This is a genomic window from Colwellia sp. Bg11-28 (genome assembly GCF_002836245.1).
Classification (GTDB): Bacteria; Pseudomonadota; Gammaproteobacteria; order Enterobacterales; family Alteromonadaceae; genus Colwellia; species Colwellia psychrerythraea_A.
In genome coordinates this window covers 152,192-169,835 of sequence record NZ_PJBA01000002.1, presented here as the reverse complement: position 1 = coordinate 169,835, position 17,644 = coordinate 152,192, and the positions used below count along the sequence as shown (strand labels likewise).

Sequence of the window (17,644 nt, the reverse complement as noted above, 5' to 3'; positions counted from 1 at the left end):
ACTGCCAACACTATTAAAAATAACAAAGTAGTCATATGGCTGATTAATGCAGTTCTATTATTCAAGCGCGAGAATACATATCAAAAAAATGAGATAAAATGAATTTATTAATGGAACATGCATTAACCGTTTTCATGGCTTTTTTTGCCATAATGAACCCTATCGCCAACACCGCAGTTTTCGCAGGATTAACCGGAGATAAAAATAAGCTTGAACAGAGAAAAATTGCAGCTAAGGCCTTAATTATTACCTTTATAGTTATTGCTAGCTTTGCAATTTTAGGTAAATCAATCTTTCACTTATTTGGTATAACGCTCCCAGCGCTGCGAATAACCGGTGGTATATTAGTCTTTATTGTCGGTTACCATATGCTTCAAGGTTCCGGTTCTAAACTTCATCATACCCAAGGTGATGATAGCTCTGATTCTGATGTAGCAGTGTCTCCATTGGCTGTGCCACTTCTTGCAGGACCAGGCACCATTGCCACAGCAATGAATTATTCATCATCTAACGGATGGATGGAAATAATAATCACCCTCTCAGTATTTGCAGCTTTATGCCTAATTACCTTTATTTGTTTTATATTTAGTTCGCGTATTTTAGCCGCTATAGGTAAAAGTGGCTTGAGTATTGTTACTCGATTGATGGGGTTAATTTTAGCTGTCATAGGCGTTCAGATGTTATTAGTTGGAATCAAAGCAGTCATTAGCACGCTAGGCTAAAACATCGAGAAACAACATTAACGCTTCAAGTATGCGCTCAAAATTATGATTACTAAACCGAATGATTCTAACTGAAATTAACACAGTAACAGAAGATAGTTGACCATCCGTTAACGCGGGTAGTGCAAAGGTTGTACTGCTCAGTTAATGAAGATTAGCCTTTCTATCATCAACTCGATTTAATCATTCTATTGAGTTCACCTTGCTTTTTAGTCATCAATACACCAGCAATCATGGCATACAATAATGTTAATGACCAAAGCTGCATTTGAATTTGTACTAAATTATCAATGCTATCTCCCATCTGATTTAACCGCAAAAAACCATTAATTGCTGGCGTTGATGGAAAGAATTGAGTAATGATATTAATCACTGTAGGCATGTTGGATGTAGGCCATATAAAACCAGCTGAGAATACTAAAGGAAGCGAGCTTAATAATACAACAAGCGTTGCTAGCTCCTTTCTTGGTATTAATAAACCAACGACAGTACCTAGAAAAATCACAGAAAGTAAAAAAGGAAAAGCCAGTGTCATCAAATCAGGAATGGTGGCTAAGCGATTGATACCATAACTTTCAAAACTGTACCCAAAATAAAAGCTGAACAACACTAAATAAATAGTCAACATCAATAATGAGCGAACAAGCAAAACTCGCCAAACAGGATAAATGAGCCAGTAACTTGATTGTAATTTTGAAATTGGTTGTGATTTCACTTTATTTTCATACTGTCCAGCAGTGAGTAGGCCCAAAGCAATAAGCAAGGTTTGATGTAAAATTAAGACAAATACAGCTGGAACAATATAGTTTAAATACCCTAAACTAGCGTTAAAAGTGGGTTTAAGATTCAAACCAATTGCGGAATACTGTGAAGAAGCTAAAGCAATATTATCTCCTCGCATAACCATTCGACTTACTTTAACTTCAGCTGCTAACGTTGATGTTGAACTAACCAGCCCTTCAATGACAGTACCATAAACTAAAAAATACGAAGCGTTGCCTGCAAAAAGTAAATGTGGGCTTTTCTCAAGAAGTAAATCACGATAAAAATGTTGCGGGATCAGAAGAAACCCCGTTATATGTCCCTCAATGAGCAAGGCCTTCGCTTCTTCAATACTATAGACTTGCTGGGTAATATTAACTTGTGGTGTAGCATTAGCCATGCGCTCAATAGTGCGACTTAACTGACTATCATCCAAATTAATCACAGCAATACTTTGTTCTTGTGGCGTTTGGTTAATATAAGGCAAAGGGTAGAGAAATGAATAAATGATCACGCCGCCAAATACGGTAACGAGTAAAGGAATATTAGTGAAGATAGCGTAAAATTCGCAACTTATTAATCGTTTCCAAGTCATAAATTACAACCTTTTTCGACAATTTCTTTCTTTGCTTCATGTAAACTATTTAAGCGTTGGCGTTTCTCAACCAGTAATTTTGCAATATAAAAGCCACTCACAAAAGTGATTAAGGCAACAAAGCTTCCAATACTATGATTAAGGGTTGTTGCATAATTCACCTGCTGAATTTGTACGGTTATATAATGACTAATAGGTAATAAGGCCCGCCATAGTTGCGCTAATAAAGGCATATCGGTTGTTGGAAATGTGACGCCCATAAAAGCAAATGCAGGGGCTGCGAATCCCGCCACCAAACTCATGGCACGTGTGACATCAAGGGTAATAAAGAAAAATAACGTCGCAACACTTGCGCAGGCTAGGACCAAGAAAAATTGAGCTAATATCAATAAAAGCCAACTTCCATGCATGGGCCACTGAAGTGTGCCGTAAAACACACTGAGATATATAATACCCTGCATCCAAAAAATTAAAATATACGGGATTAACCTTTTCAGTTCTTCATTAAAATTAAGATGAGCAAGCCATTGTTCTAATGAAGAATTTTGCAGAGGTCTTGCCCAGACAAGTACGATAGTCGCAATAATAATAATTTGCCACATAGCAGGAATAACCGCAGTAACAAGAAATTGACCATAATGCGTATTAGCATTAAATAATGGCGATATTTGTGACGAAATAGGTAGTGCTTCCCCTATCGCTTTTTTTACGTTGCCACGCGTATTTGCTAAGTTTTTAAAGGTTTCTATTTGGGCGACATAAGTGCCATGAGCACTTAGCATGGCCGAATTAATTAACTTACCAATCAAAATGAACTGACTATTATAAAAGGCTGTCACTTGAGGCATTTTGCCTAACAAGGTGTTTTTTTCTAAGGAATTTGGAATAATGACTAACGCATAGATACTCCCTTCTCTAAGCGCTGCATTGGCATGCTCCATGGAGTTAAAATGGTGTACTACGGCTAAGCTAGGACTGGCATTATAATATCGTATGAGCGAACGTGATACTGAACTGTTGTCATGATCTACTACACCAATAGGTAAATCGCGCGCAATACCTGCAGAAAAGACGCCCCATATCGCGATAGCAAGTATTACTGGCAACCAAAAAAGCAGTGCTTTTAACCAAGCATCATGACAAATTAATTGCCATTCATTTTTAATGCTTTGTAATAGCTTCACGTTACTATTTAGTCACACTGGTTAGTAATACAGTCATACCGACTCTTAACAAGGGAATGTGCTCAAGTGGCCTCGCTTCAACTTCAAATGTTCTCATATCAAAGCCTTGAGCGCTATCTGTTGCTCGCCAAGTAGCAAAGTCACCCATAACAGAAATATGCGATATTTCAAAAGTAAAACTCCCCTCGCCTAGAGCTGGAATGGCCACTTCTATTTTTTGCCCTTTAGGGAAGTCTTTCAATTTATCTTCTCTAATATGAAAAATGGCCCATGCGTCATTTATATCTACAATAGTAACGACAGGAAAACCTTGAGGGGCTAATTCTCCTTCTTGAAGTAATACCTGACTGACTTCACCGTTATGCCAGCTTTCTATTTTAGTATCTGCAATGTAAGCCTCAACTTCGGCTACAGCACCAGCGGCCATATTCTCTTTTTCTTTTGCCGCTCTTTTTACTTCGTCGCGTGCGCCTTCTTTAGTTAGGGCATACATTTGATAAGCGGAGCCTTCATTATATTTTGCCGCTTGCCATTGCGTATAAACTTCATCACGCTTTTGCTCGGCGACAATACCATCGTTAAATAAGTTGTTGACTCGGTTATAGGTTTTTTCCATTAACTCATTCGCTGCTTTTGCTTTTTCCCACTGAGTTTTAGCTGCGGCTATCTCCTGAATTCTTGCACCTTTTTCCGCTTGTTCAGCTAATGCCCCAGCTGCTTTTTCACCTGCTTTTGCTTGTTGAAGTTTTGCCTGTATCTCAGGGCTTAACAGGGTGAATATCATCTGTCCCCTTGATACTTTATCTCCTTTTCTGACAAGCACTTGCTCTATTCGACCAGGTATTTTCGAAGATATACTAAAGTTTTGCGCTTCAATTTGACCTTGTATTCTTTCAGGGAGTGGCTGATAAGCTTGATAAAAAGTATAAATCAGCCAAATCACTAAAGCGATTATCATTAAAATTATTGGCCAAGTTCTGCTTGTTTTTTTCAAATTGTGCATCACTATTTAACCTCTATACCTTGATAAGATTGATAATGTTTAAAGTTATGAATGTCTACGCTTAATGCGAGTAGCTTAGAAAGAGATAACATGTATTGATACGCGGCAACAAAGCGTTGGGTTCTTATACTCGCAACAAATAATTCTGCATCCACAACATCTATTGATGTTGATACCCCCTGTTTAAAGGCTTTAGTGCGTAACCTTAAGTTTTCATTTGCTAAGGCTAAACTTGATGCAAGACCTTGATATTCTTCTAGAGATTGATTTGCTTCTCGGTAGGATTTTTCCACCAAAACAGATAAATCTTGTACGGCTTGTGCTTTAAGATATTTTATTTGCATTACTGAACTATGCGCTGCTTTCATTTTTCCTGAACGACCAGAGGTATCGAGAATAGGGATCTTGACCCCAACCCCGATTTCCCAATCAGGTGCGATTTGAGAAGCTAAGTTATCTTCCTCATACAAGTTATAGTTTCCATAAAGATAAACTTCCGGATAATATTTACCTTTCTCTATCTCGATTAATCCGACTGCTTGTTTCTCTTTAGAATCAAGCATTTTTAGTGCTGGGAAATCAGCTAGTGATTTATCTAAATAGTTAGACATTTGAGGTAATGATTCATTAATGAATAGTGTCGTTGTAGGTGTGATTTTTGCTCGGGTTTTAAGTAATCGGCCTAAGGCGATTTGTGCGATTTCAGCATCTCGAAGTGATTTTTTTCGCTCTACTTGGGATTTATCTAATGAAACCTGTGCTTGTAAACGTTCTAGTTTATTTATTTGCCCTTGTTCTTCTAGTTTTACAGCATTTTCATAGTGCGTCTTTAAACCTTGCTCTACATCTATTCTCGTTTGAAGTACTTGCTCAGAAAGTACTACTGCAAAATAATACTTCACTAAGTCTTCAAATTTTTCTAGCTGTTTCATCGTCAGTAAATGACTTGCTTCATCATTTTGGGCTTTAGCAATTCCTTGAACAGCACTGACACGTCCTCCTGTGTAAACGGGCCATAAAGCACGGATTGAACTAGTGAAAATATCACGTTCAGATAAAGTCGAAGTAAAAAAGCTATCTAAGTTATCTGTCGTGATACCAAAGGCTTCATTGATACTATCAATAGGCATGCTCGCTATCACTTCAGAAGGTCTAACTCTAACGGCATGGTCTAAACGCGTGTAGTTTGCCCCTATAGAAATACTGGGTAATAACAGGTCACTTGCGGCTTCCTGTAAATATTGAGATCGTTCAATATTTTGTTTCTCTGCCGCGAGTGCGTCACTTTCTTGCAGTACAGTTTTCCATGCTTGGGAAAAAGTGAATGTCTGAGCCACAATAGGCTTACTTGATAAGCTTATAACTAAGATTAAAACTGCCAGTAAAACTACATTATTTTTCATAATATAACCTATCATTTACCTTGTTTATCAAGCTGATAATAAACTCTACTCTCTATCATCTTGACCATAATTACAAGCACCTAAATATTTATTCAACCTAGCTTGTTAAAGTAAACTGCAATTAAGAAGTAAATAGAATAAGTATTATTAGACCCAAATTAGTTATAAATTTATGGTCTCGTTGGATGAATTAATAACTAATAACTCAGCTAACGAATCGAATTTATAGGTGGTTTATTTAAGGAATAAAATTAATGGCATATATATATGCATACATTTGGAAGGCACAAGTTAATTGGCATGTGACTGGAGGAAAAACATTTAGCTGCACAGTCAACGATTAAGACGCTAAACTGACACTCAAAATTGAGCGCCATATTTAGCTTAAAAATCATTTAACTAATGAACGTTACTAACTAGTTCAGGCGCATTCATCTACAAAGAGCCGAGTGCACTACTATAAATTTAAAAACTGAAGGGATCTCAGCAATGCTCTAATTTGATGAAACTTTGTTACTATTTAATTGAGATTTAGTCATGATTTCTTCGTACATCAGTAGAGTCTCTTTAGCCAACGCCCCATATTCAGGGTGTCGAGTTACAATGGCGATAACTTGGTGGGTGTCCATTAAGACCTGCTCTAGGTAGGTTAGATCATGTTGATCGAGTACAGCACCGTTACCAACTTTCTCTTCGAGCTGTTTAATTCTTGGGTAGCGTTCATGTTCAAAACGTTTGAGGAGTACTGCTATCACTCCTTTATCTTTTTGCTCTATATCCATATTACTTCCTATTGAATTGTCTGTTCCATAGAGTATGGGCTTAAAAATGATTATTTCCAATAACAACAAAAAATACTGCTAGCCGACGTTTTCTTGATTTTATTGATAACTTTACTAAGACACCTAGGTATCTAAAACAAAGTCCTAAACCTCATGGTCATCTGTGTTATCAATTAGTTTCTAAATTGGACTAGGCTATCAAATCATCACAGCTATTGGTTCCCTAGTGACTTGCAGTCGTTAGCCAGTAAGGGAACTTCAACTATGTGAACTACATCTTTTTCTTTTTACTTACGGGTTTAACTGAAAAAGGATTGCTCGCTGTAAACTGGCTACCAGTAATATTGCTATCATTGATTGGCATTTCAATACTTACCAACCGAGGTAAACCTCGGCATAAATCGCGTTTTGTGCGGAAGAGACTGGCTTCTGCGGTATCATTATCTAGGCGCTTTAATCGTAAGTTAAAATTTTTCTCGCTAGTACAGCCATTAGACTTCACTAAAAACCATAAACCATCAGCTTTGATATCAAAACCATAAATAACTTCAAGAGAGTTAGCTTGTGTGGCCACGTTGTCTTTCTTTTCTTCTGCTGATATAGCTGAGCAAGCTGATGTTGTCATAGCAAGCAATAATAGCAGCATGCTCTGAGTAGACTTTATTGATTTACTCATAAATTTCCTTAATAAAAAGATAAATGAGTGGGGAACGAACAGTGCCCACTCTAACAAAATATTATTACTTACGACTTCTTAGTGATAAAAATAACAACGAGAATAGCAGTATAAAAGCTCCTGCACCGCCGCTCTTTTTGGCCTCTACAGTATCTTTAGTCTCGGTAGTATCTTTAGTGATGGTTACACTTCCCACTTTACTTGAAGTAGCACCCTGCTGGTCCGTAACGATTACTTTAAAGGTAACGTTACCTGCTTTATCACCTGCAACAAACGTTGCTTGAGCTGAAGTAGCATTATTAAGCACAGAGCCGAGTTTATCGCCAACTAACTCCCATTTAAAATGAAGAGTATCACCCTCCTCATCTGCACTTTTAGACGCATCTAATGACACTTCCTTCTGAACTTTTACTGCATAAATGCTCTTAGATAAGTTAATAACAGGAGCAGTGTTCGTTGTACTATTTTGTACAAGATCAATATAGGCTTTATTAAAACCTACCTCAGCATCATCATCCGTCTCATCTTTTGAAAAGATAAAAGCAATTCGATCAGTACCTGGGGTTAAAACAACTTTTTCTTCTTTAAATATGGTTTGCGTTACACCCGTTGCGAAAAACTCTGTTTTGCGACCATTAAGCGCTATTTTTAGACCATCATAGCCTTCTTCAGCTTGTACTAAATAGTTAAACGAAAAATCGCTAACTTCAGGATTTTTAATAATCGCTAGTAAGACCGAATTCTGTGAATTGATAATATCGCCCGATTCAACGGCATTATCACCTTTGAGTACTTGAGTCGTTTGCGCTTGCCAAACTGCATCACCGCCAGAATACCATTCAATATCGTCGTTATTAATATCTAGTAAAGTCTTCATGTCTAAACTTGTTTTTTCAAGGGCATTAATAGCAAAGAATTGCTCTGCTAAGCTATTCCCGGGGTGAGTAGTACTAACGCTGATATTAAAACCCCCTTCGCCTAATTCAGTACTTGTCACTTTAACGGTAAACTCACAGCTCTCATTTTGTTTTAGTGCTTTACTATTACAATTGTTCGACTCAACTGTCGGCTGCGCAACTTTGTTTAAATCGGTGAACTTAATATCTGTAATCGTATATTCTGTTGCGCTTAAATTCTTAAATTTCAAGGTAGCAATGTCTTCATAACCATTTTCAACATAACCCGGATTCGGTTTTTGTTGGTATGATACGCCGGCTTTCTTTTCTTTTATCCAATCAAGGAATTTTGAAACACGCGCATACACCCCTGGAAAACCTGCTACAGCACAGCCGTCTCCAAAACTAACGACACCAGCTTGATACCACTCGCCGTTTTTATTTATCACTAACGGACCTCCACTGTCACCTTGACATGAATCTTTACCGCCCAATTCAAAACCAGCACAAAGCATTTGCTCGGTAAGCCCCCCGCCATATGCAGTATTACACTTATCTCGGTCGTATAACGCAACGTCTACTTTTTGCAAAACAGTAGGAAAAGACGGATCATCAACTGACAAGTTCCCCCAGCCCATCACCGTTAATAGGTCCCCTGTTTTCAATAAGGACTCAAGCTCTACTGTTAAAGGTTTAATCGGCGTAACATTGGTAATAGCCGTTTCTAATTCAAGTATTGCGATATCATTGTTGGTAGCAACGGAGTCATAGTCTTCATGCATATAAATTTGCGCGACTTTATAACGAACTCCGGTAGTGCGATCTTTAAGATTGTGTTCACCAACAACCACATCGATGTCTGAAGCGGTAGATCCATCAACACAATGTGATGCGGTTAATATATAGTGACCACCAATAAAAGAAGCACCACAAAAGGGTGATATTTCTCCGCCCTCTTTAGTCGATGAAGCAATTAAGCCAGTAATAAACGGGTAATCGTCTTTTTTAGCTTCTACACCATTGATAATTCGTTGCGTTGCAGTTCTCTTTATTTGATCACCTGAATCCGAGGAAGGTGCTCCTGAACTGGTTTGGCTATAAAGAGTGATAGCTGAGCTAACAAACGCGATCACAAAGGTATTTAATTTCATTAAGTTTATTCCAAAATATATTACCGGTTAGGCAAAAGGGTACTGGTGACATCGAATAGTTATCAGGCGCTTACAAAGTAAGCCGTTAAAGCGAGAACTCCACTGATAAACCTAGCTAAATATCATATTAAAAACACATAACTGACTTAACGGTTCAGTTGTTGGTTGTTACATCTACACTCTATTTTTTCCTATTGAATAATATCAATATTTTTATTATTAACAATAGAATGCTATCAGTATATTTACATAATATTAACATTGTTTTACGTTATAATTAAGATAAAATTATTTAGTTGAGTTTGAGACATTATTATCCTGTAAAAATTCAACTATTTTTTGTAAGCGCGGGAGGGGATTCTTTGTAAGCGAAGTATTTGATAATAAGGAGCGAGTATTGTTATAAACACGATATTTTAAAGACGGTGCTAGACCACTGTTTAAATCGTGAAATAAAGGCAATAATGACCTTTCTACTAAACCCTGTACGTATAAATAGCACATAAAAATAAGGGAAAGCACACGCTATTCCCTTATAAAGTAAGATATTCTGCCAATTTGCTAAACACTGCAAACGATTAATCTACTAGTCGCTTAGCAAAAATTCTGTATCGACTTTTAGCCACTCAAGCGTTAAATCAGCTACGAAACAATAAAACAGACCATGATCATGCTTATTCACTTGTTGAGTAAAGTCACTTAGCCAAGTCATTAAATAACTATTGATGAAATTAAGTTGTTGTTCAGACCCACTGGTAACACACAGATGAGCAATATAAGCCAAGATAACTGCAATATGATCGCCGGGTTCTGGAAAATCACTGTGTATTTGTAATTTGTTGTCCGTTAGAAATTCGGTCATTTGCTGATGAAGTTCACCAAACAGTTGAGCTTTATTGTTTTTACTTTTTGAACCTGACTCATTTATAGCGGCATTGCTTAGTTTTTCACTTGGTTCTCCACCTTGCTCGACGCTAAGGTATTGACCTGCATATGGCGACACGCTCGTTCTACCATCGACTAAGAACAAACCACAAAAGTCAGCAGCCAATTCAAGTAATGATTCCTTACTGTTCAGCTTGACTAATTTAGTATTAATCTCATTTACCGATGCAGACAAGCTTGGATCAAGCGCAAGTGATTTTAAAAAACTTTGCCCTTGAGCTGATGTTAATTGTGCCACTAAGTCACTAGTGACTTCTTTAGCAAAGAGTGAGGAGAGAAAGTTATACACTATCGCTCTTGCTTCTCTTTCTTCAGAAATTTCTTGTGCTGTTTCTTGGCTTACATGACTCATGCGCCGATCTCCAATGGTCCTTGAAATGAGGTTACTGGCGGCAATTTACCGCTAAACTTTTCATAATCTACTAAACAAGTATAGGCTGAACAAGCTTGAGCTAATTTAGATGAGCCAATATCTTGCGTTAAAGTATTAGGATCGCCATAACTACAAATCGCTCCCACTTTTGCGCCACCCGTAATACTACCATCATCGCCAACGGGTCCATACCAAGCGCCCTCATGAATCCGAATAACACCTTCAGGGAAGTTAGCACTTACCACTGCGCCAGCAAGTAATTGGCCTCGATCGTTAAATACTCTCACCACATCGCCATTTTTAATGCCACGGTGCTTAGCATCTGCTGGATTTAAATAAACCGGCTCTCTGTCTTGTACCGTGTAAGTATCTCGATATTCTTTTGATTCACACATTTGTGAATGCAAACGTTTGTCTGGGTGACAAGACTGCATCCAAATAGGGTGTTTATCTGAGCCAGGACCACCGTGACTGCGTTCTGATTTTTCCATCCATGTTGGGTGGCCTTTACAATCATCATATTGATAACGTTCTATTTTTCTACTGTGTATTTCAATCATGCCAGAAGGCGTGCCTAACGGATTTATTTCAGGATCTTCTCTAAAAGCAGCATGTCGAGTCCACGGCTTACCTTCACCAAAGTGTACATATCCATCTTGCCAAAATTGCTCAAATTCAGGCATAACAAACTTACCGTCATTGGCTTTTTTACAATCATTATATAATTTTGTTAGCCAATCAAACTCATTCATACCGCGGGTATATTCTTTTTCTTTGCCTAACACTTTGGCAAAGCGAGTGAATATTTCATAGTCAGATAAGCTATCAAATAATGGTTCAACCATTTTTTGCATAGCAAGCAAGCCACGATTGGCATAACTACCATAAATATCGATATCGTTTCTTTCCATGGTAGTACAGGCTGGCAGTACAATATCTGAGAAACGACAGGTTGCCGTCCAGTTGATATCGATACTGACCACACATTCCAGTTTATGAAATGCTTTTTTCATACGGTTTCTATCTTGATGATGGTTCCAAGGATTGTTCCCTGAGAAAATCATCATTTTAATATCAGGGTAAGTCACTTTAGCGCCATTGGCATCAATCACTTTGCCCGGCTCTAAAATCGCATCTATCCAACGGGCAACAGGAATAGTACTACTAGCGCCTTTAAAATCAGTGCTGTCAAATATCGGCTTTTGACCTTCATCTACATTGCGAGGAAAGGCACCCGGTGCTGCAGCGCCAGAAGAAGGTACACCAATACCAGAATAATGATGACCATAACTAATTCCACCACCAGGTAAACCAATTTGACCTATCATGGTCGCTAATACAGCAGCCATCCAATAAGGTTGTTCACCATGTTGCTGACGCTGAATACACCAACCCATTAATAATTGTGTACGACCAGCGACCATGGTTTTAGCGAGTTCTTTAATTACGTCGGCAGGTACAGCCGTAATTTTTTCTGCCCATTCGACTGTTTTAGCAATGCCATCTTCTTCGCCCGTTAAATACGGCACAAAGCGCTCAAAACCTAAGCTGTAACCTTTTATGAAATCTTTGTCATGTAAGTCGTTGGTGTAAAGCTCATACGCAATAGCGAGCATTAAGGCTACATCTGTTTGTGGATTTACATATATTTTTTCACAACCTAAGTAATCTTGAGTTTTTGATGCCACGGGATCTATGCTGATCACGCGGACCTCACCTTTTTTTACTTTTTCTTTTAGCTGAGCAAGATATTCAAAACTTTCATGGGTTTCAGCATTCCAGCCAACTTGTAAGTTTTTATAAGGGTCGTTTGCCCATAATACGATTGTCTTAGCATTATCTAAAATTAATGGCCATGATGTGCCTTGGGCATAAACTTCGGTTGAGCCTAAAACATAAGGTAAAATTGTTTGACCTGCACCCGTGGAGTAATCCCCAATTTTTTTAACAAAATTACCGTGCATACCAACAGCTCGTTGCATGTGGCTAGTACAAGAGTGTAACTGCCCGGTGGCACGCCAGCCTGTTTGTCCTGCGTGTAAACCAGAGGGGCCATAATTTGTTTGTATTTCATCAAGTGATTGTTTAAACAAGGTTAATGCTTGATCCCAAGTGACTCTAACAAAACGAAAATCACCGCGTTGACTGGTATCACTTTTATGACCTTTTAATAAAAAGTCTAAGCGAACCATAGGGTAGCGAATACGTGATGGATTATAAACTAAGCCTTTAATTCCGTTGATCATATCGGTTGGATATTTATCTAAATCAAATGGTTTTACTTGATCAATAACACCATTTTTACGTTTCATTTTAAAGGCACCAAAATGAGAACCTGTTGTTAGCCAATCGTCACGGTTTTTAGCTCCTATTTTTGCTAAAGCGGTCAATGGTGTCAAAACCGAAGCAGTGCTAATTACGGTAAATGATGTCGCTAAAATGCCTTTTAAAAAATTTCTTCTTTTCATGATACTTAGCTCCGATTAATGTTCTTTTTTAACAAAAGTTGATGAATGTTGTTGTAGATATTTTTGTACTAATGCTTGGGTATCTTGGTCCATGTTGACAAAAGCTATCATGCCTTGGAACATGCCTGGCCAAGTATTTGCGTCAAAGTGAGCTTCGTCTGGTTGCGTGTGGCAAACACTACAGCTGCTTCTAAAGGTTGTACGAGCATAATCCCAAAGTGGCTGTTGCTCGGTAATTAGGTATTCAGCATCAGTCCATAATGTTGTTTCAACACGTTGCCATTTCAAACCGGTCATCTCGTCTTCTTTTTCTTCAAAGCCATTGATGACACCTTCAGTTTTTGCCGCTTCTTTTGATAATTGTGCTGTTAACATATTGATACCAAAGTCATAATAAATAACTCGGCCAGCACCAATTTGTTTACGCCAACCACTAATTGAAACTTTAACTCTGTTCTCTTTGCTCTCTAATATTTTAACCTTGGTTGCGACATTTAACGTGCCTGCTTCTACATCACCTTTAGCGCTAAAAAATAGTGGCTTGGTCAATGCACTGAAGTAGTATTGTTCATTGGTGAATTTACTTGGTCCAGTGCCTACTTCAGCAATTAACTGCGGTGCTCTTGCGGTTCCCATATCGGGTAATATGTGTGCGATCCCTTTGTGGCAATCAACACAGCTTTGATCTTTTTCGGCGGCACGCTTCATTTGTTTTTGCGCCAACTTAGACATGGTGTCCCATTTCATCGAGTCATAGTTGTGACAATTCTTACAAGCCAACGAGTCATCTCTCTCGAAGCGAGCCCATTCACGTGACGCCATTTCTAAACGTTTATCTTCGAATTTTTCACTGGTGTTAACGGTGTTAAAAACCCAACCCCAAACATCACTGGATGCTTCCATTTTTCTAGCAATTTTACGACCCCAGCTATGTGGAACATGACAGTCTGGGCAAGTGGCACGTACGCCAGAGTGATTAGACCAATGCACTGTTTTTTGTAATTCTTGATAAGGTTTACTTTCCATACTATGACAACCAATACAGAATTCTTCAGTATTGGTTGCCTCTAAAGCGGTGTTGAATCCACCCCAAAAAACAACGCCCATAATGAAAGCTGTTAAACTGATGGAGCCTAAGGTTAAGTATTTGGCTGGCGTATTAAGTGTTTGCCAAAGGTTTTTGAGCCATTTCATGTTGATAATCCTCGTTATTCTTAATTTTTTACTTTGTTTGAGAGAATGCTAGTGGCTTTCCTAATGAGGAATTACGCCGCCAAATGCCTGAATTAACCAAATAATTAGGCCGTAACCACCAATAGCGAATACGCTGAGTACGGGAAATAGCACTACAATAATGAATCCTAATGCCTTAAGTTCTTTACGCTTTTTCTTTTCACCTGTTTCTTTGTTTATTTGTTCCGTGGTCATGTCGAAACTCCTCGCTTAATCAATATCTGGGATGTTTTTTGAATGACTTATCGTTTCATTCAAAGTTTTTTGATGAGCTAATTATAGTTGAAGAATGTGAATGACCATGAACTAGGAAATGACAGCTTGCGTGAAGTTGTGAAAAGATATGAACAGAAATGTTTATATTCGAGCGACTTGAAGAGACATAAGCTAAGCAACTGAAGAGCTTTAAGTACTGATAATTTTTATAACCGTAAAATGATAAAAACAGCAAAACTGTTAAGCTTCACTGCCCTTCTCTCTTTTGTTTATTTATTGCTTAAGCTAAGTTGCTTAAATTAGCTAACTTAAAACCATTTATTTAAAGAAAATGACTTTAAGTAAATGGTTAAAAAAGGTGACTAAAAGCTTTTGCTAACACTAAAAACAAAGCGTTCATCGAAGATTCTTTGGCCTTGTTCAGAGCCATAAACTTTATGTGAGCTATCAACATCTGAGTCGTGATAACGCACATCAACATTAAGGCCATAAACGTTTTTACTTATACCTAAGTTCCAATGAGCCCAACCTTCAGCACCTTCTCCTGATAGTTCTTGATAACCAATAGAGCCAGAAAGTTTAATACCATTATCAAACGTTTTGCTCGGGTGAACAGCGTAGTTAATACCGCTCCAGCCATCAACACCAAACCAATCATTTAGGGTTGGAGTTACTTCAAGTTCTATTTTTACAGGACCAAAGTCTTTAGCAACCTTCATCCAAAGTTCGGTATAGTCCATGTCTTCTACGCCCGGATAGGTATAATGAAAGACAAAAATATTGTAACTAATATCACTGTCGCCAAAAGTACCAAATTTGCCAATATACGGCGCTAGTACGGCTCTAATGTCAGGGGTAGATTCAAACTTATTGGTTGCGCCAAATACGCCCGCATAAACACCATTTTCATGAGTCCAGGTAAAGCTACCTTTAATGGCTGGAATATCGCCATCACCTGTTTCCGATTCACCACGAAATACGTAATCGGTTGCCATTTCTAGTGAACCACTGAAAGTGCCATTAAATAGTTCTTCTTTACTTTGTTCGCTACTTGCTAAAAAAGGGCAAGATAGTAACATTGTGCCAATTAGTACGCGGTTTGCTGTTTTTATTACTTTATTCATAACTTAGAACTCCAAAATTGATATAAATCAGATAAACTATTTTTGATGGCGTTATTGTATCGCTCAGTTATGAACAGCATTGTGTGGTTAAATGAACACAATATGTAAAAATGCATAAATACCAATTCAATTAAGTTATTCTCACTCAGCGAAAATTATTTGATTTGGTATGACTTATTGATAGTCTGTTACTTGGTGGTGTTGGTTTACTTCTGATAACAGTAGGATAGGAATAAAGCTTGAACGATAAACATATTTTAGTGGTAGAAGATGAAGCGATAACACGAGCCAAACTGGTGGGTTATTTCCAACATGCTGGTTATCGAGTTAGTGAAGCGGAAAATAAAAGCCAAATGATGGTGGTATTGGAAAATCATCACATTGATTTAGTCATGTTAGACATTAACTTGCCTGATGAAGATGGCTTGATGATCACTCGAAACCTGCGCAGCCATTCGAACATTGGCATTGTGCTTGTGACCGGGAGAACTGACTCTATCGATAAAATTATTGGTTTAGAAATGGGCGCTGATGATTATGTTACTAAGCCTTTCGAGCTAAGAGAGCTGTTAGTTCGCGTTAAAAACATTCTATGGCGCATATCATTAACCGAGCAAAAATCTGTTATAGCTACAGAAAATGAGGAAGATGACGATTTATTTCATTTTGGTCAATGCAGCTTTGATATTCCAAAACGAAAGTTGCTCAAAAATAATATTCCAATAAAACTAACTAAAGCTGAATACGATATTTTAGTGGCTTTTGTCGCTAACCCTAGCCGAGTACTCAGCCGTGATCGATTACTTAATTTAATTGAGCATAGAGTTGATGCACCCAATGATAGAACCATCGATGTGCTGGTTCGTCGTTTACGTCACAAAATAGAAGATAATCCGAAAGATCCACAGATTTTCACGACGATTCATGGTGAAGGGTATTTATTCGCCGCTGATATTACCTAGCTTAACAAATAATTGATGTCATCAATGATCAAGCTTAAATACTACTAGCGCTTATTTTACTTCAGTAGCTTTAATACTATAAATAGGCTTAAAGTTACTTGGTGACAATGACAATTCAGTCTTTAGTTTTTTTATAGTCGCTTGATCTATCGTGATAATTGTAGGTGCCTGCAAAGTTTTCACCTTCCCTATTTTTAGGTAATCAACGGCTTGGTTAATGGCCATTTTACCTTGCAGTACCATTTGATCTGAATTGGCCATTAATATTTTATGACGCTTAATACCACGATAAACGCCATGGCTAAGGTAATGACTTAGGATCTCAGGTTGTTGTTCTTTAGGTAACCTTCCGACCTCATTTATTGCCATTTCAGCCATCACAGCATTGCCCGCTAAATAATCGATGTTATTATATTTTTTCAAGGTGTCTTTGAGCAAAGAAAACTGAGTTATCTTCTCATTTAAGCCGTGCTCGATAGCGATTATTTCAATAGGACTATTCACAAGTGCGGCTTGTAAACCTTTGGTAGATTGTAAACTGCCCCCTCCCCTTTTAGGGCCAGGAAACCAAGCAAGTGTTGCTGGTGTAGTATTGAAATTATTTTGATGGTGCTTAACCAGATATTCTCCCAACTGATAACCCATTTGATACCAAGAGACACCCGTTCTGCCACTAATATTGTTCGTGGCTATTTCATTTACTAAGGCAAAAACTGGCGTATGCTTGTTAACTTGTGCAAGTTTTTGATTTAATGCCTCAAAATTAACCGAGCCTACTAATATTGCGCTTGCTTGCCAATGAATACATTGTTCAATTTGTCTTAACTGTTCATCCTTATTCTGGTAGCCTCCGGCATCTAGGACTTTTAATTCAATTGATCTTTGTTTTGCCTGTTCAGTCATGCCAAAATTGATGCTAAGCCAATAAGAATCTTTTAGATGAGGGTAGACCGCACATAATTTAATTTTTCCTGTGGATACTTTACTTGTTGATAGCTCGCTTACTGCTATTGTACTCGTTGCACGATTGTTATTTAACTGGTCTTGATTAGTTGCGACTGCCGTTGATAAGAAAAACAAACAATAAACAATGTTGAGTAGTAACACTAAAAGTATTTTCACAAAAAACTCTATTTAAAATTAATACAC

General features: G+C 37.9%; 15 protein-coding genes. 2 read left to right on the top strand and 13 right to left on the bottom strand.

Annotated features, from left to right (window positions below):
• Positions 1-98: 98 nt before the first annotated feature.
• Positions 99-722, top strand: coding sequence for a MarC family protein (locus tag CXF79_RS02685; RefSeq protein ID WP_011042668.1), 624 nt, complete (start codon positions 99-101; stop codon positions 720-722).
• A 169-nt stretch (positions 723-891) separates the two neighbouring features.
• Here CXF79_RS02685 and CXF79_RS02680 read toward each other — a convergent pair whose 3' ends face one another.
• From CXF79_RS02680 to CXF79_RS02625, 12 genes are all read right to left on the bottom strand, one after another.
• Positions 892-2,079 (bottom strand): ABC transporter permease, encoded by a 1,188-nt coding sequence (locus CXF79_RS02680; RefSeq protein ID WP_101153830.1) that lies wholly within the window; start codon positions 2,077-2,079, stop codon positions 892-894.
• Positions 2,076-3,263, bottom strand: a complete 1,188-nt coding sequence (locus CXF79_RS02675; protein WP_101153828.1) for an ABC transporter permease — start codon at positions 3,261-3,263, stop codon at positions 2,076-2,078. Before CXF79_RS02675 ends, CXF79_RS02680 begins: the two co-directional genes overlap by 4 nt.
• Before the next feature lie 4 nt (positions 3,264-3,267).
• On the bottom strand, positions 3,268-4,266 hold the full coding sequence (locus CXF79_RS02670; RefSeq protein WP_101153826.1) for an HlyD family secretion protein: 999 nt from the start codon (positions 4,264-4,266) through the stop codon (positions 3,268-3,270).
• Between the two features lie 2 nt (positions 4,267-4,268).
• Positions 4,269-5,669 carry a TolC family protein gene (locus CXF79_RS02665; RefSeq protein ID WP_101153825.1) on the bottom strand — a complete coding sequence of 467 codons (1,401 nt, stop codon included), beginning with the start codon at positions 5,667-5,669 and terminating at the stop codon, positions 4,269-4,271.
• Between the two features lie 494 nt (positions 5,670-6,163).
• Complete coding sequence (locus CXF79_RS02660) at positions 6,164-6,451, bottom strand: hypothetical protein (protein WP_101153823.1); 288 nt, start codon at positions 6,449-6,451, stop codon at positions 6,164-6,166.
• Positions 6,452-6,722: 271 nt separating this feature from the next.
• Positions 6,723-7,127, bottom strand: coding sequence for a hypothetical protein (locus CXF79_RS02655; protein WP_011042660.1), 405 nt, complete (start codon positions 7,125-7,127; stop codon positions 6,723-6,725).
• 64 nt (positions 7,128-7,191) lie between these two features.
• A complete protein-coding gene (locus tag CXF79_RS02650; RefSeq protein ID WP_101153822.1) occupies positions 7,192-9,174 on the bottom strand; it encodes a S1 family peptidase in 1,983 nt (660 codons plus the stop codon).
• A 586-nt stretch (positions 9,175-9,760) separates the two neighbouring features.
• On the bottom strand, positions 9,761-10,471 hold the full coding sequence (gene torD, locus CXF79_RS02645; RefSeq protein ID WP_101153821.1) for a molecular chaperone TorD: 711 nt from the start codon (positions 10,469-10,471) through the stop codon (positions 9,761-9,763).
• Entirely contained in the window at positions 10,468-12,960 is a 2,493-nt protein-coding gene (gene torA / locus CXF79_RS02640; protein ID WP_101153819.1) for a trimethylamine-N-oxide reductase TorA, read from the bottom strand. Before torA ends, torD begins: the two co-directional genes overlap by 4 nt.
• 15 nt (positions 12,961-12,975) lie before the next feature.
• Complete coding sequence (gene torC / locus CXF79_RS02635) at positions 12,976-14,154, bottom strand: pentaheme c-type cytochrome TorC (RefSeq protein WP_011042656.1); 1,179 nt, start codon at positions 14,152-14,154, stop codon at positions 12,976-12,978.
• 60 nt (positions 14,155-14,214) lie between these two features.
• Entirely contained in the window at positions 14,215-14,388 is a 174-nt protein-coding gene (torE, locus tag CXF79_RS02630; protein WP_011042655.1) for a trimethylamine N-oxide reductase system protein TorE, read from the bottom strand.
• A gap of 383 nt (positions 14,389-14,771) precedes the next feature.
• Positions 14,772-15,533: a TorF family putative porin gene (locus CXF79_RS02625; protein WP_101153817.1), complete on the bottom strand. Its 762-nt coding sequence runs from the start codon at positions 15,531-15,533 to the stop codon at positions 14,772-14,774.
• A 239-nt stretch (positions 15,534-15,772) separates the two neighbouring features.
• Between CXF79_RS02625 and torR the strand changes: the two genes are divergently transcribed.
• The gene (torR, locus tag CXF79_RS02620) at positions 15,773-16,495 is read left to right on the top strand and encodes a two-component system response regulator TorR (protein WP_101153816.1); all 723 of its coding nucleotides are present in this window, start codon (positions 15,773-15,775) and stop codon (positions 16,493-16,495) included.
• Positions 16,496-16,546: 51 nt separating this feature from the next.
• Here torR and torT read toward each other — a convergent pair whose 3' ends face one another.
• The gene (gene torT, locus CXF79_RS02615; RefSeq protein ID WP_101153814.1) at positions 16,547-17,617 is read right to left on the bottom strand and encodes a TMAO reductase system periplasmic protein TorT; all 1,071 of its coding nucleotides are present in this window, start codon (positions 17,615-17,617) and stop codon (positions 16,547-16,549) included.
• Positions 17,618-17,644: the final 27 nt, after the last annotated feature.